1 protein-coding gene is annotated in these 23,870 nt (G+C 25.7%); it reads right to left on the bottom strand.

The genetic code is table 11. The annotated features are described in order from the left end of the window. Positions 1 to 221 precede the first annotated feature (221 nt). Positions 222 to 23,822 (bottom strand): SpiroCoCo family coiled-coil protein, encoded by a 23,601-nt coding sequence (locus tag BINT_RS07085; RefSeq protein WP_014487880.1) that lies wholly within the window; start codon positions 23,820 to 23,822, stop codon positions 222 to 224. Positions 23,823 to 23,870 lie beyond the last annotated feature (48 nt).

The following is a 23,870-nucleotide window of genomic DNA, read 5'->3' as shown; positions in this document are numbered from 1 at the left end:
ATAAGAAATAGGGTAGATTTATTATAATGTTGTAAAATACACATACACAGAGTCTTTTTAAAACATTATATTTTTAATTTTTTATTCAATAAATTATTATAATTAAAAAATTCGATATAATTTTAGATATTAAAATACTATTTAGTATATAAAACTAGAGTCTATAAGTAATCACCTATAGACTCTAATTAATAATGAAGAACTATTAAACTATCTAAAAATTATCCTCTAGATTGCTTATCTTTCCATGCTTTAATAGTTTTTTCAATCTCATCTCTTGAATATGAAGTATTTTTAACTATATCTTCAGGTTTCCATCCCTGTTTATACATCTTAATTATAAGCTCTTCCTTCTTACTATCTATTTTAGTTGTTTTTTTAGAAGTAGATTTAGAACCTTTATCAGATATATATTTACCGGCATTATCAAGTAAAGTTTCCAAATACCTTACAAAATATTCAGCTCTTTCTAAATTCTTAGCTATACTCTTATCATAATCATCATACTGATTTCTCATACGAACAAGATTTTCTCCCTGATCTTGTATAGCCTGTATTATATCATCGATTTCTTCTAATTTAGAAATAAATAGCTGAACTTTCTTGTCATTCTTATCTATCTTAGCCATATCTCTTTCTAAAGAATAAATCTTATCCATAAAGTTCTTTCTAGTATCTTCAACTTCTACCATAGCTTCTTTTATACTTTCAACTCTTTCAAATATAGCATCCGTTTCTACTTCTGCTTTTCTTATTTGCTGTAATATATCATCTGCATACTCTTCTTTATCTTTAATAAATGAAAGTTTATTTTCTATTTGAGATGCTATATCTATAACAACCTGTATTCCTTCCTCAGTACGCTCTATAATAGCGTTATTTTCTGCTATATTAACAAATCTCTCTTGAATCTCACCAGACATTTCCATTAACATATTTACTTTTTCCTGAGTATCTTTTAAGCTGTTTTTTTCCTTTCTGAGGCTTTCAGCATAACCCAATATCTCCTGATGCATTTTCTTTAAGCTATCAAACTCTGACATAGTCTTATTCATTTCAATTGTTGTAGCTTTAGTATCCTCAACTAAAGTATTCAATTTAGAAACATCAGTTTTTATAGACTCTGCCATTTCTTTAGCCTTATCAAATACTTTTACAGTATTCATATATTTTTCTATATCTTTAGCTATATTATCTATTTTTGATTTCATAGCTTCATACTCTAAAGAAATATCATTAGTTTTTACATCAAGCATCTTATCAATAGATTCAGACGCATCATTCAATTTTAATTTTAATTCATCTGTTCTATTTTCAAAATCTTTAAGTATAACATTTGTTTTTTCATCATAGCTTAAATTGATGCTTTCAAGTCTTGCATCTATCTCAGAAGAATATTTAGTGATATCTTCTTCTAGGGCAGAAACAATATCTTTCATATTAGTTATTCTTTGATCATACTCATCTAAATTATCAGTATGAGCTTTAATTATCTCATCTTTAGCTTTTTGTATATGTTCCTTAGCATCATTCATTAAAAGAGATAATGTTTGTTCTAAATTAGAATTAAGTCTAGCTATGTATTTTTCATATTTTTCATTAGCTGATTCTTCTATAGTTTGAACATTTTCCTCTATAATGCTGTTTGCTTCTTCTATTCTCTCATTAACTGCTTCGGATATAGAATCTTTTAATGCAGTCAATGATTCTGAAAGTCCTTCATAATGTGCTTTCAATGCATCAAACTCTGAATTCTTCTCTTCTAATAAAGTATCCATTCTATTAGAAATATTCTCTATAATAGAATCAAATTCAGTTACTTTATTTTCTATAGTAGATTTAGCATTATTAGATAATTCTTCTAATCTAGAATTGAATTTATCTCCTTGAAGTTCTATATCTTGAGAATATTCATTGATTTTCTCTTGTAATTCTAATGCTTTCTCTTCAATTATATCTTTTAATTTTTCCACTGAAGGAGCAAATTCATTCTGTAAATTATTCATTTGCTCTTCAACTGCTTCAAGTTTTTCTTTATTATTCTCAACAGAAGTTAAGAACTCATCTTTTATACTTAAAGCCTGTTTCAAATCAGCAACAACATCTTCAACAGAAGTGCTTATTTGAAGTTTAGTATCATCTAATTGAGCATATAAAGATTCTATTTTTTCATTATATTCTTTATAGGCTTCTTCAAATAATTTTGAGAAATCTTCATGATTTTTCTCTTGTCTATCTGTATAAAATTTTTCAGTAGTTAAGTACATTTCTTTTAATTTAGCAACTTCATCATCATGTAAAGATTTTATCTCATCAACTGCTTTTTCACCTTCCATATTTACAGACATTTTTAATTCGCTGATAAACTCTTCCTGATATGTATCTATTTTCTTTCTAAATTCAATGATATTATCTTCAAGCTCTTTATTCATATTATTGAATGCATCTGTTATCTTATTATTAATATCATTTTCAATTCCTTCTATAGCACTTCTAACATCAGAGAATTTTTCAAATTTCTTCATTTCATTATTGATGAAATTCTGAACTGTATTAGTTATATGAGGTGCTAAATCATTAGTTTCTTTTATTACAGATTCATTAAATGAAGCAACTAAATTATTAACATCTTCTCTAGCTTTAGCCAAAGCATTATTATTTTCTACTGTCATTCTATCAGACAATGAATTAATATATTCTTCAGCTTCTTTTACTTTACTGCTGAATGCTGCTTCTTTTTCAGCTATCTTAGCTGAAGCCATCTCTGCTGCTTCAGATACAGCACTTGTTAAACTCTCAAGTTTATTTTTTATATTTATATCAGAGTTTTTAACCATGTCCATAAGAGCTTCTCTCTCTCTGCGAACAGTTTCTACTTCCTGAGATATATGTTTTTGAGACTGGCTTAACATTCTAAGTTCATTTTCTTGTTCTTTAATATTAGCTTTCATTGTATTTATTAAAGAATTTATATCATTTTCAGCTTCATCTATTTTATTGATTATGCCTTGTACTTTATTATTCTCCAATAAATCAATTTGTTCTTTAGCATTTTCTACTTTCTCATTTAAATCTATAAGTATATTTTCAGCATCACCTCTTAAATTATCTACTTCTTTAATTATAGCATCTTTATAGAATTCTTTTATTCTATCAGCTGAAGCATAAGCATCTTCAAAATGAACTATTCTAGCTTCTATGCGTTTTCTAAACTCATCATTAGATTCTTCAAATACTTTTATAATATCATCTCTGAATGAGTCTGTAAGATATCTCAAATCAGTATCTATAGAATCATTTTGTATGCTTTCAAACATTTCAGCAACTTGTCTTCTTTCATCTTCAATCATAGCAGCAACATCATCTCTGCTTATAGTATCGAATGAAATTTGGTTCTTCAAAGCTTCTATGCTGTCAATGATATTAATTTTTTCATTATTTAACATAGTCATAGTTTCATCTTGTTCTTTTATAAGCTCAACTATGGATTTTCTGAAATCAATAAACTCATTTACAAGTCTATCTCTGTCGCCTTCTATTGTATTTAAAGCCTCACCAGAATATATTGTTCCACTTTCATATTTAAGTTTAATATCATCTATTTCAGCCATCAATCTATCTCTTTCAGCCTGTAAAGCCTCTGCCAAATCTTTGATATTAGCTATTCTATCATTAAACTCATTTCTAAAGCTAAGCATCTCATTAGATAAATTTTCTTTATATCTCTTTATGCTTTCGGAGAAATCCTGCTCTAATATTTGGAAATCATCTCTAATCTTAGCACCATACTGCTGAGCCATATTAGCCAAATCATTATTAGTAGGAACAGAACCCAATATTTCATCTCTTAAAGATGCAAATTCATCTCTAAGTTCTTCTTTCAAATTCTCTTTCTCATCTACAAATATCTGACTTACATTCTCTAAAGTAGGCATTTCACTAAGTATATCTTCTTTCATACCTAATAACTTAGCTTCAACTTCATCTTGCTCTTTAGAAAGAACTTCAGCAACTGCTTCAACAGTAGAGTAGTTTTCCTCTATATTTTTTCTGAATGATTCTAATGTTTCATTTATTCTAGCTCTTTCTTCTTCTATCAATTTTTCTACATAAGAAGTATCAACTTTTCCTGATTCAACATTTTCAGCAACTTCTACTTTTTTATTTTCAATAGAAGAACCTATTTCCTGTTCATAACTATCTATAAGTTTTTCTATTTCTTCTTTTGATACAGAACTATCTTTTATATTGTTAATCTCTTTTCTTATCTCTTCAAATGAAGATTCCAAATCTGCTTTTTCAACATCTAAAAGATTATTCAAATTATTCATATAATCTTTTTTAAGTGCTTCAAATCTCTCTTCAGCAGATATATACTCAACTCTTACAGCTGATTTGAAATGATCAAGCTCATCTATTAATTTTGCTTTTTCTTCTTCGAACATCTTAGCAAAATTCTGATTATTTAGATGATTATCAAGAAGTTCATTTTTTAACTCCTCAAATTCATTTACTATATCCTCTTTCTCAGATACGAAAAGTTCTGCAAGCTCATCCATATTAGGAACAGCATTTATTATTTTGTTTTTAAACTCTTCAAAATCATTCAAAATCTCTGAGTCTTTATTTGATATTTCTTCAGTTATTTTATTTTTAAACTCTTCAAAGTCATTCAAAAGCTCTGAGTCTTTATTTGATACTTCCTCAGTAATTCTATCATAAACCTCTTTTTTCAAACCATTTATAGTATCAAGAAGTTCTTTTTTATCTTTAGCTAATTCATTAGAAAGTTTCAAAGTATTAGTATTAAGCTCATTATTTATCTTGCTTATATAAGATTCTAGAGCTTTTATTTTTAAATCTACTCCTTTGCTAGAACTGTTAATATCATTTTTGATAGAACTTATATTATTTTCTATATAATCTAAAGTGTCTTTCTCTTCTGCTTTTAAACTATTTTTAAGGTTGATAACTTTAGATTGTACTTTATCTTCATAATCATCTAATATAGAATCTAATTTTTCTTTGTATAAAGCTAAATCAGAAGCTAAAGTATCTTGACTGTACTCTAAATCTTTTATTCTATCATCAAATGTATTTATCTGTAATTCTATATTTGAAATACCTTCTTCTAATTTAGAATCAAAATCATTTTTGAGTTCTAGCTGTTTATTGTATATATCTTCTTTCAATGTTTCTATCATAGATTTAATCTCAGAATAATCAGCATTATCAGAAGCTATATCTTTAGCATTATTTAATGTATCTGTTATAGCATCAAGATTAGAAGATTTCCAATTATTCAAATCATTTTGCATATTCTCTATTTTATCTTTAAACTCTGCAAATGAATCATTGAATTGTGATTCTAAACCTTGCTTTAATACATCAAAATTATCTGCTATTACATTTCCATATAACTCTACTAATTTTTCTTCACTAGACCAAGCATCTTCAAAGAACTCAATTCTTTTTTCTATTCTATCTTTGAACTCTTTAGTATCTTTTTCTATATTAGAAACTAAATCGTTCTTTATAGATACTATACCATCATTGAAGTTATTAAAGATATCATATAACTTAGTTTCTAAATTAGATATTTCTTCTCTGCTTATATAAGCTTCAGGTAAAGAATACATTATACTATTTATATATTTGTAAATTTCTTCCCTGTTTTCTGATATCTTATCTTCCAATTTACTGAAACTAGATAATTGAGGTATAACAGTTTCTTTAAATGATTCTAAACTTTCATTTAACTGTTTGAAATCCTCATAAACAGCATCAATATCATTATCACTGTTTACATTATTAGAATTATTCATATCTGATAAGCTAGATTTCAATTCTTCAAGTTCATCTGAAAGTCTCATAACTTCATCGATTAAACTGCTATCATCACCTTTTAATTTATCTTTAACAAGATGTAAATCTTTTTCCAAATCTTCTATTTTTGAGAAATCATCTTTAAGAGAATTAAATGATTCTTCTAATCTGTTTCTCTCCTCAATTAAATCATCATAGTTGTTACTATTTCTTATAGAAGAAATTTCATCTTTAAATCCGTCTATGGCATCTGATATAAGTGACTTATACTCAGAGAAAGAAGATTCTAAATTAGAAATACTATCTTCATTATTACTTATTTTAGCACTTAAAGTTTCAAATACATCATCTATAATAGACTGTATACGAGCTTTCTCACTATCAATTACAGAAGGAGCTTCCTGAACAACTACTTCATTAGAATTTAATATTCCATCTTTCAATGAAGCAAAGGTAGCTTTCAAAGCATCAATCTCTTTCCATAACAATTCTTTCTCATTTATATAATATTGAAGTATATTATTCTTATCTAATACTGCATCTTTTATCTCATCTATAGATTTATCAAAATCTTTAGTAAGACTTGAATATTTACTATCTATTTCTTCTTTTACTTTATTTATTTCAGCAATAAGAGATACTTTAACATTTTCTATATCTTCTAATATATTAGTTACAGAAGAAATTTTCTCGCTGTACTCGCCAAAGAGTGATAATATATGCTCATTATTAGAAACAAAATCACTTACTTGAGTTTTGAATCTTTCATCTATATTAGATTTGAAATCCTCAAATTCTGAAGATAATTTATTTACAGAAGCATACAATTCTTCTTTTTCCAAATCTATTCTATCAGAAATATCTTTAGCTTTATTTTCTAATTGAGTATTAACTTCTGATAATGAAGTTTCTATACCATTTAATTTTTCAGATATATCTTTTAAATTATCATAGTTAACATTCTCTTTAAACTCATTATAAAGACCTAATAACTCATTTTTAATATCTTCAAGTGAAGAAGAATTATTATTCTTAAGCTCTGTTTCATAAGCTGATATTCTGCTTACTATCTCTTCTTCTTTATTAGCTATAAGATCATTTATCTGAACTTCTAAATTATCTATAACATCTCTTAATTTAGAGTCAGAATCTTCTATCATTTTAGATACGGCATTATTTATGCTTTGATTCAAATTATTAAATGAATCATTTACCATAATATCTAAATTATATTTATTTTTCTCAAGCTCTTCTAGTCTTTCTTTTATATCAGCTTCTACTTTAGAAGAATATTCACTTAAATATTCATCTATATAGCCCTTATTAGTATCAACTCTAGCTTTTTCTATTTCTATTCTTAAACTATTTGAATACTCATCTAAAGCGTTTTTATTATTCTCATAAACAGAATCTAACATTCTAGAATAATTTTCATAATTTGAAATTATATTTCTTCCAATATCTTCCAAATTTCTCATTATAGATTCATTTTCTTCCAATCTATAAGATTCTATATTCTTCAATTCATCTTGATATTTATCTACTGCTTCAGATATCATATCATTGAATTTACTTACATCAGAAGTTAATTTATTTTCAAAATCAGCAATTCTTGCATTAACAGAAGAAAGTTTCTCTTCAAGACGAGTATTTATTTCACTTTCTTTGCCTAATATATCTTCTTTAATAGAAGATATCATTTTGGCAATAATACCGTTTTTCTTATCCTTAGAACTTTCTATAAAGTTATCAATATTCTCTTTAGCCTCTTTTAACTGCTCTAAAAGAATAGATAAATTACCGTCTTTCCAAGCAGATAGGCTGCTCTCCATTTCATTTACCTGATTTTGTACATTAGAAAGTATTTCAGATTTCAAATCATCAACTTCAGGTCTTAAAGCATTTTCATAAAGTTTTAAAGCTTTATTAGGATCAGACCAAGTATCTTCAAAATAATTGATTCTCTTATCTATTAAATCTTTAAAGTCTTTATTGCCTGCTTCAAGCTCATCATATAAAGAATATAATTTTTCTCTGTCATCATCAAATAGATCTCTAGAAACTGTATTATCTTCTAATATATCTATTTTTTCTTCTAAAGCATATTTGAATTCAGAAACTTCATCAAATAATTTATCAACATCATTTCTTAAGTTAGAATCTATGCCGTCTAAATTACTTTTCAAATTATAAACTTCACTTTCTAAATCATAAAGTCTTTCAAACTCTTCTCTGAAAGAATTAAATGCATCTTCCAATCTAGCTTTCTCAGCTTCTAAAGCTTCAATAGAGTCATTGTTCTTTAACTCATCTAATTCATATCTAAATGATTCCATATTTTCTAATATAGAATTCTTCTCTTCGTATATAGTATTTTTGAACTCTTCTATATTAGCATTAGAATTGTCTAATTTAGATACTATATCATTAGTGAATGAATTAAATAACTCTTCAAACTTTTCTCTTTCTTTATTGAACAATTCAGGTATATCATTTCTATTAGCTTTCAATACATCATCTTTGAAAATAATGAAATCATCTCTCAATTTTTGAACCTGCTCATTATTCAATACAGCACTTTCTATATAAGCAAATTTGTCATCAAAAGATTTTCTTAAATTATCATATCTTTCATTAACATTTGTAATTCTATCATCTAGCTTTTCATTTAAATCTCTGATTTTATCTTCGAGTCTGTATATATAATTTTGATTGCTTTCTAAATCATATATTTTCTTCTCTAAAGTTTCATATCTATCAGCAAAATGAAGAAGTTTAGTATCTATTTTACCATAGAAGTCTTTAACTTTATCTTCAATCTTATAGATATAATTGTTTCCATAAATTACATCATCTGCTTTTTTCTCTATATCCTGTAAAGTTTTGAATACTCTATTATCTGAAGCTTCTTCAAATTTTGCCATAGATTCATTAAATCTTGCTTCTAAATCATCAAAAGAAGATTTGAGCATATTATCCAAATCATTTTTAGCATCATTTAATATGTTTATCTTATCAGATACTTGAGATTCTAATTTTTCTGTATATCCTTTCAAATACTCATCAATATATTCTCTCTCGCTAGATAAGTGTTTTTCCTCTGTTTCTTCTCTTGATTTTTCTATCTCATCTTTAATAGAATTAGAATAATCTTTCAATGAATTAAGAGAATTATTATAAACTTCTTCTATGAGTTTAGAATAATTTTCATAAGAAGATCTTATCTCTTTTCCTACATTATCAATATCATCTAATATCTTATTATTTTCATCTAATCTATAATGCTCAATATTTTTTATCTCTTCATCATATTTAGCTACTGCTTCATTTAGCATATTATAAAGATTTTCTACATTAGAGCTTATATCATCATTTAATTTAGAATCAATAATAGATAATCTGCTCTCTATATCTTGTACTTTATTATCTAAAACTTCGTACATAGATTTTTCTTTTTCTTCTAGAGATTGATACATGTTTCTTGCTCTATCATCTAAAGTTTGATACATGCTCTTTTCTTTATCATCTAGAGTTTGATACATGTTCTTTTCTTTTTCATCTAGAGTCTGATACATGCTATTTTCTTTTTCATCTATTCTAGATAAAAGATTATCTACTAATTCTTTTCCTTTTATCTCTGAATCATTCAAATAATTAGATATGCTTTCTCTAGCTTCGCCTAATTGTTTAACTAATTCATCAACAGTATTTTCTTTCCAATTAGATATATCACTGTCTATAGATTCTACTTTGTTTTTCAAGTAATTTATAGAATTCTCAAATTTAATTTCATTATCATTTCTGATATTATCTAACTGTTCTCTTATATCAGTTGAAAAAATATTTTTTAATTTACTACTATCTGCCCAAGTATCCTCAAAATAAGCAACACGTTTCTCTAATCTATATCTAAACTCTTTATTATCTTCTTTTATTTGATTGAAAAGATCATTTAATTTTTCTTTTTCTTGTGTAAATAACTTATCTATATTGTCATTATTTTCATCTCTTGATACTAACTCATCTTTAATAGAAGATAATTTACTTTCTAATTCTTCTTTCTCATTTGAAATAAGAGTTTCTAATTCAGAAGATTTATTGATGCTATCTTCTATTTGTGATTTAACATCATCAATTCTCGAATTTAATTTTCCTACATTATCAGTAAGATTATTCAATTCTATAGAATATTCATCTAAATCTCTAACTATATCATCTTTTATTTTCTCTTCAAAATCAGCTAATCTGTTAGATAAAGCCTTAACTTCATCTTTTAACAATACATCAACATCAGACATATTTTCTTTCAATTGATATAAATTAGTTTCTAAATTTTCTAATTTAGCAAAATCTGCTTTTATAGCATTGAAAGAATCTTCCAAAGCTTTCTTTTCTAAAGCTAACTGTTCTACTGTATTATCTTTCTTAACAGATTCTAATTCAACCTCTAAATTATCCATTTTTTCTAATAAATCTAATTTATCAGAAACAATAGCATCTTTTAATTTATTAATCTCATCATCAGTTATATCAACTCTTTCAACAACAGCACTTGTAAACTCTTCAAATATATGCTCGATCTCTTTTTTCTTATTCTCAAATAAAGCAGGAACATCTTCATTATCAAATTTCAATGATGATTCTTTGAAGGATTCAAAATCATTTTTCAAATTTTCAAATCTTTCTACAATAGCATTTCTTTCATCATTATGTAATGAAATTAATTCATCTCTGTCTATTATAGAATTCTTTATAATATCAACAGCCTCATCAAAATCAGAGCTTAAAGCCTCATATTTGTCTTTTAGATTAGAAGTTTCATTGTCTAATTTTTCATTAACAGAATGAATTCTATCATCTAAAGCTGACATGTATTTTTTGAATAATACAGACTCTGTTTCTTTCTCTAATTTATCAATAGCTTCTAAAATTTTATTGCTTGTTTCTTCTTCAAATCTTACTACAGCATCATTAAAGCTATTTTCTAAATTATCAAAAGATTCTTTTACCATATTATCCAATTGTTCTTTGGCTTCGGTAAGCATATTAACTTTTTCTGATATCTCATTATTTAATTTATCAGAATATTCTTTTAGATAATTATCTATATAATTCTTCTCATTATTCAAATGCTTAGACTCAGATTCTTCTCTTGCTTTTTCAATTTCTTCTTTCACTAGGTTAGAGTAGTTAGTCAAAGAATTCAAAGAATTATTATAAGTCTCATTTATCAAATTAGAATAATGATCATAATTAGATTTTATCTCATCAATAAGTTTTTTATAATCTTCTAATACTTTATTGTTTTCATCTGTTCTATAACTTTCTATATTTTTTATCTCTTCATCATATCTAACTCTAGCTTCATCAAGCATATTATATAGATTATTTAAATTACCGCTTATCTCATTATTAAGTTTAGAATCGGTATCGGATAGTCTACTTTCTATATCAGCTATCTTCTCATCTAATTTATTATAGATATGAGATTCTTTTTCTTCTATTTTTGATAGAATATCAGATAATAATTTTTCAGCTTTAACATCTGAATTATCTATATAACTAGCAATATTATTTTTAGCTTCTTCTAATTGAGTTAATAACTCATTGATTCTTTCATCTTTCCAGCTTAATATATCGCTGTCCATAGAATCTATTCTTGATTGAAGCTCATTCAAATATTCATCTTTAAATGATTCTAAATCAGCATTTATAGAAGCCATCTTAGAATTTATATCACTAATATGCTCGTCTTTCCAAACAGCAATATCATCATTCATAGAATCCATTTTTTCTTTTAATTCATTTAAAGAGTTTTCAAATTTTAATTCTGTGTATGATTTAACATTTTCTATTTCATCTCTTATATCAGAAGAGAATAAACCTCTTATTCTAGAACTGTCTGACCAAGAATCTTCAAAATATTCTATACGTTTTTCAAGTCTTTCTCTAAACTCTATATTATCGTTTCTAACTTTATCGAAAAGACTCTCTAATTTTTGAAGCTCATCATTAAACAATGATTCTATATTATCATTCTTTCCAGATACAGAAAGTAAATTATCTTTTATTGCTGACAATTTATTTTCTAATTCTTCTTTGTCTCTTAATATATTGTTTTCTATCTCAGAAGCTCTATTCAAAGAATCCTGCATATTTGATTTTATAGATTCTATATACTCATTCAATGTGTTTAGATTATTACTGAGCATACCTAAATCATTTGAATAATCTTCTAAATCTCTAGAAACATCTTCTCTGATTTTAGAATCAAGTTCATCTACTTTTGAAACCAAATTTTTAACTTCATCTTTTAAATTTATATCAACATCAGCCATATCATCTCTTAATTGATACAAATTATTTTCAAGATCTTCTAATTTAGAGAAACTATCTTTTATAGAATTGAATGATTCTTCCAATGCATTCTTTTCTAAAGTTAATTTATTAATAGTATCATCATCTCTCAAAGAATATAATTCTTTTTTCAAATTGTCTATTCTATCTAAGATATAAGACTTATCTTCATATATTATATCTTTAATATAGTTAATATCGCTTTCTGAATTGTTTACTCTGTCTAATAATACCGCACTAAACTCTTCAAAAGCATTTTCAATTCTTAGCTTCTCTTCATCAAATAGAGCAGGGATAGAATCATTAGTAGTTTTTGTTATATCATCTTTGAAACTTTCAAATTCTTTTTTAAGATCATTTAGTTTTGAAACTAGCAGATCTTTATCAGCAGAACTAACTTCTAATAATTCATTTCTCTCTATTATTGAATCTTTTAATACTTCTAATGAAGAATCAAAATCTTTACTCAAAGATTCATATTTCTCAACTATAGTATTAATATCATCATAAATAGTACTGCTCAATGATGCTATATCAGAATCGATTTTTTCTTTAACATTTGATACATCACCATCTATTCTTTCATTAATTTTAGATACTTCATCTTCTATCTTTTTATAGATAATACCTAATTGTTCTGTTAGATAAACACTGTATTCATTTTTATCAAATATAACTGTTTTAGCATCTTTTTCTAATCTTTTAATAACTTCTACAACTTTACTATTAGATTCTTTTTCGAATTTATGTATAGCATCTTGAACATTTGCTTCTAATTTATGGAATGATTTTCTTACTAATCTATCCAAACTATCTTTAGCAGTATTGAAACTATCAATTTTTTCTGATACTTTACTATCTAATTGATCAGAATAGTTTTTCAAATATTCATCTATATAATTTTTCTCATTATTCAAATGCTTAGCTTCTGATTCTTCTCTTGATTTTTCTATTTCAGCTTTAACTGAATTGGAGTAATCTGTCAAAGAATTAACAGAATTATTATAAGCCTCATTTATTAAATTAGAATAATGCTCATAACCATTTTTTATATCTTCAATGAGTTTTTTAGAATCCTCTAATAATTTATCAGATTCTATAGCTCTATAATTTTCAATATTCTTTATCTCTTCATTATATTTAGCCATAGCATCATTAATCATATTATTAAGATTATCTAAATTTACTGCTATATCATCATTAAGTTTTGTATTGGCTTCTGATAATCTATTTTCTATATCTGCTATTTTCTCATCTAATTTACTATAAATATTATTTTCTCTTTCCTCAATTTTAGATAAAACTTCAGTAACAAGTTTATTCTTTTTGTCTTCAGTAGTATCTAAATAAGCAGATATATCCTCTTTAGCACTTTCTAACTGTGCCAATAGATCATTAATATTATTTTCTTTCCAAATAGATATATCATCATTTATATTATCTATTTTCTTATTCAAATCATTTAGATAATTTTCAAATTTGATTTCAGTTTCTTTTTTGATCTCTTCTAACTCATTTCTCATTTCAGAAGCATATAAACTTCTTATCTTTGTACTATCAGACCAAGTATCCTCAAAATAAGTTATGCGTTTTTCTAATCTGTCTCTGAACTCTATATTTCCATTATGAACTTTATCAAATAATTCTTCTAATTTAGAAACTTCCTCATTAAATAATGTTTCTATAGTTTCGCTTCTTCCAGTCATTGAAAGTAAATTGTTCTTTATTGCTGACAATTTATCTTCTAGCTCTTCTTTATTCTTTAATAAAGCATCTTCTAATTCTGAAGATTTATTTATAGAATTAATTATATCATTCTTGATATCATCTATATCAGCATTGACATTATTAAATCCTGAAAGTAATTCTTTTTCTACATTTTCTCTATCTTCTTTTACAACATTTTCCAAATTGTCAAATCTAGAAGATAAGCTTGATACTTCATTAAGTCCTGAAGCTAATTCTTTTTCTATGTTTTCTCTATCTTCTTTTATAGCATTTTCTAAATTGTCAAATCTAGAAGATAAACTAGATACCTCATCTTTTAAAGTTACATCAGCATCTTCCATATTATCTCTTAATTCATACAAATGTTTCTCTAAATCTTCCAACTTAGCAAAATCATTTTTTATTGAATTAAATGACTGTTCCAATGCTTCTTTTTCTGCACTTAATTGAGTAAATACATCATCTTCTTTTAATGAATCTATATCAGCTTTCAAATTATCTATCTGTTCTAATAGAGTAAGTTTATCCTCAGAAATAACATCTTTTATATAATTAATATCACTCTCTGAGATATTTACTCTCTCTAATAGATTATTAGTAAACTCTTCAAATGCATTTTCAATTCTTTGTTTCTCTTCCTCAAATAAAGCAGGTATATCATCTTTATTAGCAGCTAATACTTCATCTTTGAAACTTTTAAACTCATTTTTAAGTTCATCTATTCTTTCAGATAAAAGCTCATCTTTGAAATTATCAAATTCTTCTTTGAGTTCATCCATTCTGCCTGCTAAAAGCTCTTTTTCAGAATTGTGAAGCTCTATAAGCTCATCTCTATCTAAAATAGAACTCTTAATCAAATCTAATGTTTCTTCAAAGTCTATATTCAAAGCATCGTATTTCTTTTTAATGTCTGACACTTCATCGTCAAATTTAGAAGATACATTATATATTTCATTGTCTATTTTGTTGTTTATAGAAGCTAAATGATCTTCTAATTCTTTCATATATTCTTTATAATCAAACAATCTGTCTGATGCTTCGGTTTCTAATTTTCTTATTACAGCATTTAATTTATTGTCAGCATTCTCATTTATTTTAGCTATAGCATCATTTAAATTATCATTTAATGTAGCAAATGAATCTCTCATCATATCATCTAATTGATTTTTGCTTTCATTTAATATATTTATCTTATCTGCTATTTGACTTTCTAATTTATCAGAATAATCTTTCAAATACTCATCTATATAATTTTTATCTATATTGTTATTGTATACAGTTTCTTTTCTAGCATCTTCTATTTCAGCTTTTATTCTATTAGTATATTCTGATAGAGAAGCTAAAGAATCTTTATAAGCAGAATTTATCAATTTAGAATAATAATCATATCCTGATTTTATATCATCTAAAAGTTTATTTCCTTCTTCAACTCTATAATGCTCAATATTTTGAATATCTTCATTATATTTAGTTATAGCATTATTAACTATTTCTTTTACTTCTTCTAATTTATTAGCTGTGTCATTAGATACTTTTCCATCTAAAACTAATAATTTATCTTCTATATCAGCTATTTTAGAATCTATTTTATTATATATAGCATTCTCTTTTTCTTCTATTTTAGAAAGAACATCAGAAATTAATTCTTCTTTTCTATCTTCTGTTGACTCTAAATAACTTGTTATATTATTTTTAGCCAATTCCAACTCTGAAAGAAGTTCATTAATTTTTCCATCTTTCCAGCTTGATATATTTTCATCAATAGTTTCTACTCTATTAACTAAATCATTCAAATAATTTTCAAATTTTAATTCAGTTTCTTTCTTAACTTCTTCTAATTCATTTCTCATTTCAGCAGCATATAAACTTCTGATTTTAGCATTATCTGACCAAGTATCCTCGAAATACTCTATACGTTTAACTAATCTATCTCTGAATTCTATGCTGTCATTTTTGAAATTATCAAATAGATTTTCTAACTTTTTAACCTCATCATTAAATAAAGCATCTGAAACTTTATTATTAGATGACATTGACATCAAATTTTCTTTTATAGAAAATAATCTATTTTCTAATACTTCTTTATCTCTCAATATACTATTTTCTAATTCTGATGATTTCTTAATAGAATCATTTATTGCATTTCTAATTACATTAATATCAGAATTCAAATCTACTATATTATCGCTTAAATTATCAACATTTTCTTTGATTTTATCTTCAAAAGAATTAAATTTATCAGCTAAACTTTTAACTTCATCTTTTAAATCTAAATCAACATTACTCATGCTGTCCTTTAATTCAGATAAATGTTTTTCCAAATCTTCCAATCTTGAGAAATCATTTTTTATAGAATTAAATGAATCTTCTAAAACCTGCTTATCTAAAGTTAATTGAGTTATAGTATCATTTTCTTTTAAGCTATCAATTTCTGATTGTAAATTATCCATTTTTTCTAATAATGAAATCTTATCTTCAGAAATTACATCTTTTATATAGTTGATATCTTTTTCAGAATCATTTATTCTATCAAATAAAGTATTAGTCAAATCTTCAAATGCTTTTTCTATTCTTTCTTTTTCCTCATCGAATAGAGTAGGTACATCATCTTTGTTTGCAGTTAATACTTCATCTTTGAAACTTTCAAACTCATTTTTAAGATCATCTATTCTTTCTGATAAAAGTTCTTTTTCAGAAGTTTGAAGTTCTATAAGTTCATCTCTATCAAGTATAGAGCTTTTTACCATATCTAATGATTCTTCAAAATCAATAGTCAATTCTTTATATTTGTTTTTCAAATCAGATATATCATTATCGAATTTTGAAGATACATTATATATTTCATTATCTATTTTTGCATTAATAGCTCTTAAATTATCTTCCAATTCAGATAGATAAGTTTTATAGCTGAAGAATCTTTCAGATGCATCTTTCTCCAATTTTTCAATAGTACTATTGATTTTAGAATCAGCTTCTTGATTGAATTTTGATATAGCATCATTCAAATTAACATTAAGAGTATTAAATGACTCTTTTATCATGTCATCTAATTTATTTTTGCTGTCGTTTAATATATTAATTTTCTCATTAACTTTATCATCTAATTTAGCAGAATAATCTTTCAAATACTGATCTATATAATTTTTCTCATTATTTATGTGCTTATTTTCAGCTTCCTTTCTAGCTTTTTCTATATCAGCTTTTATTCTATTAGTGTAATCAGCCAAAGATGATAGAGAATCTTTATATGTAGTATTTATGAGTTTAGAATAATAATCATATCCTGATTGTATATCATCTAATAATTTAGTATTTTCTTCTGCTCTATGATGTTCAATATTTTTAATCTCTTCATCATATTTATTTATAGCTTTATTTACTATATTTTCTACTTCTTCCAATCCTCTTGCTATATCATCAGATACTTTTCCATCAACCATAGATAATCTATTTTCTATATCTTCTATTTTAGCATCTATTCTATTATAGATAGAATTTTCTTTATCCTCTATTTTTGCAAGTATATCAGAAAGGAATTCCTCTTTTTTTCCTTCAGAAGATTCTAAATAATTATTTATACTTTCTTTAGCATTTTCCAACTGTTCTAATAGATCATTGATACGTCCGTCTTTCCAACTGGAAATATCTTTATCTATAGAATCAATTTTTTCTTTTAAATTGTTAATGTACTCATCTCTCCAAGCAGAAGCATCATTATTAACAGCTTCTATTTGAGATTTTAAATCATTAACATAATTTTCTAATTTTATATCTGCTTCAGATTTTATATTTTCTAATTCATCTCTTAACTCAGCTGCATAAAGACTTCTGATTCTTGAACTGTCAGACCAAGTATCTTCAAAATAATCTATACGTTTTTCTAATCTGTTTCTAAACTCTGCATTATCTGTTTTTAAATTACTAAATAAATCATCTAATTTTTTGACTTCATCAGCAAATAAAGTTTCTATATTTTCATTTTTGCTTAATGCTTCTAAAATATTTTCTCTTATAGAGACAAACTCATTCTCTAATTCAGAAGATTTATTTATAGAGTCTTTTAAATTATCTCTAATTTCATCTATATTAAAAGACAAATTATCGAATCTTTCATCAGCAACTGACTTATTCTCAAATTCTTCAAATCTCTCAGATAAGATTTTTATATCATCTTTGAAATTCAAATCTATATCTTCAACATTACCTTTTAATTGAGTCAAAGCAGTTTCCAAATCAGCCAATTTACTGAAATCAGCTTTAATAGTATTGAAAGAATCCTCTAATGATTGTTTGTCTAAAGCTAATTGTGCTATAGTATTATCTTCTTTGATAGATTCTATATCTCTTTTTATGTTATCGATTTTGTCTAAGAATACATTTCTATTTTCTATTATAACATCTTTAACATAATTCATGTCATTTTCAGAATTATTCATTCTTTCTAAAATACTAGATGTAAAATCTTCAAATGCTCTTTCAATTTTCTGTTTTTCTTCTTCAAATAGAGTAGGTATATCTTCCTCATTTGCTTTTAAAAGCTCATCTTTGAAAGAATCAAATTCTGTTTTCAAAGTATCAATCTGTTCAGCTAACATTTCTTTTTCAGAATTCTGTAATTCTATAAGCTCATCTCTATCGAATATAGAAGCTTTTATAGTATCTAGTGCCTCATCAAAATCATTACTCAAATCTTTATATTTTGCTTTAACATCAGATATTTCATTATCTAATTTTGTAGAAATATTATAAAGCTCATTATCTATTTTGACACTTATAGCTCTTAATTGCTCTTCCAATTCAGACATATACTTCTGTTCATTACGCAATCTTTCAGAAGCCTCTTCTTCTAATCTGCTAACAACAGAATGTATTTGATTATTAGCTTCTTCATTGAATTTGCTTATAACATCATTCAAGTTAGTATTAAGAGCATCGAAAGACTCTTTTACCATATCATCTAATTGCGCTTTGCTTTCTGTTAAGATATTCAACTTATCATTAACTCTTGATTCAATTTTTTCTGAATAGTCTAACAAATAATCATCTATATAATTTTTCTCATTAGTTACATGTTTTTCTTCAGATTCAGCTCTAGACCTTTCTATCTCTTTTTTGATATTATCAAGATGAACTTCTAATTCAGATACAGCATCTTCGTATATTTTATCTATCATAATAGAATATTCTTCATAATCTTCTCTTATGCTGTTACCCAAATCTTCCATGTCAGATATTATATTTTCAGCTTCAGTTTCTCTATGATGTTCAATTCTTTTTATCTCTTCATCATATTTTGCAACAGACTCATTTATTCTATTATGTATTTCTTCTAAACTATTACCTATAGCTTTGTTTAGTTTTTCATCTATAGAAGAAAGTTTATTTTCAGCTTCTAAAACCTTCTCATCTATACGAGAATAAATTTCATTTTCTTTCTTCTCTATATCATTAACCATATCAATAAGGAATTGATTTTTCTTTCCTTCTGAAGTATTGATAAATTCTTCTATTCCTCTCTTAGCTTCATCTAATTGAGAAAGTAAAGTATTTAAATTGCCGTTCTTCCAATCATATATATCCTGTTCTATTAACTGCATTTTTTGCTTCAAGTCAGCAATATGATTATCATATTTAATATCAGCTTCTTTTCTTATATTTTCAACTTCTTCTCTTATATCAGAAGCATATATAGCTTTAATTTTTGTATTATCAGACCACATATCTTCAAAATAAGTTATGCGTTTTTCTAATCTGTCTTTAAAACTTTCATTATTAGAAGTGAGACTTTCAAATATAGAATCTAATCTGCTTTTTTCTTTATTAAGCATTTCTTCTATTTCATCTTTATTAAAGAAAGAAGACATATTCTTTCTTACATCTTCAAAATTGTTATTAAGAGATTCTAAATCTCTATATAAGCCATTAGAGTCTTTTTCTATTCTTTCCTCTAAATTATTCTTTAAGTCTCTTAATTTATCTGATAGATCTTTAACATCATCTTTTAATCCGCTGTCTATACCTTCCATTCTGTTTTTAAGAGTAACAAAATCATTTTCTAAATCAATTATTTTATCAAAATCATCTCTTAAAGCAGTTAATGAATTTTCAAGAACAGCTTTTTCTTCAGATAAAACAGTAACTGTATTATCATCTTTTATATCATCAACATCTTTTCTTAAAATCTCTATTTGTGATATTAAATGACTTCTTTCTTCAGATAAAACATCTTTAATATAATGTATATCACTTTCATTGTCTGTGAGTCTCATAAGTAAATTTTTACTAAACTCATCAAACATATTTTCTATTCTTTCTTTTTCTTCATCGAATAATGCTGGTATTTCTACTTCATTAGTTCTCAACATCTGATCTTTGAAAAGCTCAAATTCTTCTTTTATATCCTCTATTTGATTTTTCAAGAAATCTTTTTCACTGTTTTGAAGCTCAATTAATTCATCTCTATCAATTATAGAAGATTTTATATTATCTATTATATTATTGAAGTTTTCATTAGTGTCAGACAAATGAGAATTTAACTCATTAATCTGCTCTAATAAAGTTTCTTTAATATTTTCTATAGTATTGCTTAAATCATTGATCTGTTCTAATCTATTATTATGATCATCTAATATAGCAAGTACATTTTCATTATTAGAAATTAATTTATCAGCTTCTTCTCTCAATCTATCATCAACATTGTCTTTTAATGATATGAACTCATTTCTCAAATCTTCCAATGTTAAGCCAAGACTATCTCTAACTTCTGCTGCTGTATTAGATATAACTTTATTAGCATGTCTTTTGATTTTAGAAATATACTGCAATAATTTTTTGTTGTTGGCTTTTCTTATTTTAGCTAATATCTTAGAGAATCCGCTGTATAAAGTATTAAATGAACTATTCAATTCTTCATTTAAGCGATTAACTTCTTCATCTATTTTTGAAGATGCTTTATTCAAATATTCATCTATATAATTAGCTTCATTAGCAAGATGTTTAGTTTCAGATTCTTCTCTAGCTTTTTCTATTTCATCTTTTAAATTATTAGCATAATCATTTAAAGAATCTTTCTCCTTATTATAGAAGTCTTCAAGAAGATTAGTATACTGTTCATAATCTTTTCTTATGCTAGCACCAATATTTTCTACATCCTGAATTATATTTTGTTTTTCTTCAAGTCTGTATGCTTCTATTTCTTTTATTTCATCTTGATATTTGTTTATAGAATTATCTATTAACTCTCTAAGCTCATCTAATTTTTTAGATGCATTCTCTTCTACGCCGGCAAATATATCGCTGCTCTTTCTATCTATTTCCTCTTTCTTATAAACTATATAAGAATCTATTTCTGATGCTTTAGAATCGATAATAGACTGCATATTATTAGCATTATCAATTATCTCATTGATTCTTTCACCTAAATTTTCTATGCGGATTTTATATTCATCGCTCATTAAAGATGCATGATGTTTCAATTCTTCATAATCATCTTTTAAGTTATTAGAATATTTTTCAAGCATAGCATTATATTCTGCACTTATAGCATTCAAATCAGCTCTTCTTTCATCTAATACGCCGTCTATTTTCTTATCTAATGAATTATATTTATCCTCAATATCGGACATCAATGCTTTTTCTTTATCTTCAGCATTTTCATATACTTTATTTATAGTGCGTTCAAAAGTATCTCTGCCGTTTTCTACTCTATGCATTATATCTTCAATTTCATCTTTTATCTTGTTCATACTATCTCTTTTTTCATTCAAAAGAGTATCAAATGCATCTGTAGCCTGACGGAGCTCATTATGAAGCATATCAACAACTTCTTTTTTGCTTTCTTCATTGAATTTAACATTTTCATTTATTGCTAAATCCATTTTATTTTTGAACTCATCAATAGAGTTTTCTATATTGCTTATTAACTCATCATGTCTTTTTTCACTTTCATCAACCTGATTTATAACAGAATCAATACTGTCAGTTATAGCTTTCATTTTTGTTTGTTCATAATCATCTAAAACATTTTTCAAATGAGATTTCAAGCTTTCTATATAAGCATCACTGTACTGCGAAATTTCTTTCTTTATATCATCTATTTTTTCTTCAGTATCTTTTATTCCTGTATCTAATTTTTCATTAGCTCTGCTTACTAAACCATTAATTTCAACAGAAGATTGCTCTAATATCTCTAAACGTTTTTCTAAATTTTCTTTTATATTATATTCAGTATCTTTACTTAAAGTATCTATATCAGAAGAAGCCTTATCATATTGTTCTTTCAAACTTGATAATTTTTCATCAATAGCAGTTAAATCAGAAGAAGTATTTTTTATGTATGAATCAATATTTTCCTCTAATTCACTTTTTACAGAAGAAAATAACTTCTCTATTTCATTGACTCTATCATTAGCTTGTGCTTCTAAATCTTTATATAAATATTCTTTTTGTAGATTTAAAGAATCAAGTATTTCTTCTTGTTTATTATTAAGTATAGATATTATCTCAGAAGTTTGATAATGAGTTTCATCTATTTTATCTTTCAAAAGATTAGTTTCTGTTTCAACATCGTTTCTAAGCTCATTGATTTCAGCTATTAAAGAACTTCTTGCTTTATCTATAGAATATTCCATATCATCTTGAGCTCTAGTTAAGATATCATCTTTTAATTTATCTATATCATTAACTATATCTTCAAATCTGCTTTCAGCTTTAAGCATAGTTTCTTCACTCATACCATCTATAGATATGATTAAATCATTAAGTTCTTTAGTTTTATTTCTATAAAGAGTTATTACTCCGTCATCTTCATTTTCAAGTACATTTCTTATATGATTAGAGAAATTTTCTACTTCAGCTATAAATCTGTTGTTTATATCATCTTTTAATACAGAGAACTCATTTTCTAATTGATGAGCTTTTTCAGCATAATCTTTGCTTATATAATCTGCTTTATCTTTTATATCATCTATAGACTTCTCTAAAGAATGTGCCTTCTGTTCTATAGAATCCAAAAACTCCTCTTTATCCTGACTTATTTTCTCAAGTCCTTCTTTAAGAGTAGAGTAGAGCATCTCTTTAGTTTTTTCCATTTCATCTTTGAATTCTAATACGCTTGATTCAGTTATAGAATTAAGTCTGTCATGTATAGTATCTCTTAAATTATTTAATTCTGTTTCAAGTCCGTCTTTAGATTGGCTTAAAGTTTCATAACGATTTTCTATATCTTTAGATTTAACATCTATCTCATCAGCGAATGATGAATATTTGTTTATAAGTTCATCTCTGCCTTTCTCAAATAATTCAGCTAATTGTTCTATATTATGACGGGCTGTTCTTTCAGCAAGCTGAGTAAGCTGATTAGTAAATAATTCTTCTTTTTTAGCAACATGAAGTTTGAATTCCTCTGTAAGAGCTGATATTTTCTCTTTCTCCTGTTCTGCCATAGTGCTGTAATGAGCATCACGAGCTAAAAGATTAGTTGTAAGAGCATCAAATCTCTTATAAAGTTCACTTTCAAACTCATTTAATTTAGAATTATAAGATTCTATCAATTTATCCTGTATAGATCCGACATTCTTTTCTAATTCTGTCATTTTAGCCTTAACATCGGATATTCTTTTATAAGTCTTTTCTATAGTATTACGTTCTTTTAATACAGTATCTACTTTATTCAATATCTCCAAATAAGCTTCTTCAAGAGAATCAACCTGCTCCTGATATTGGGATACTGCAGCTTTATAGTCTTTATATGACTCAATCCTTTTATTTAATTTAGCTAGATCCTCTTCCATAGATTTGCTTATAAAACCAGCTTTTTTAACTGCTATTTCCAGATCTATAGCATTATCTCTAACTTCAGATATTTTTTCTTCTACAATACCTTCCAAAACAGCTTTTTCTTCAGCAAACATTTCATTAAAATCATTATTGCCGTAATTTTTTTTCTATTGATTATGCTG

The organism is Brachyspira intermedia PWS/A (genome assembly GCF_000223215.1).
Taxonomy (GTDB): Bacteria; Spirochaetota; Brachyspiria; order Brachyspirales; family Brachyspiraceae; genus Brachyspira; species Brachyspira intermedia.
This window is presented reverse-complemented; position numbering and strand designations above follow the sequence as displayed.

Excerpts from the sequence above, each read along its gene's own strand:
- BINT_RS07085 (WP_014487880.1), bottom strand. The coding sequence starts at position 23,822 with ATGTTTGCTGAAGAAAAAGCTGTTTTGGAAGGTATTGTAGAAGAAAAA.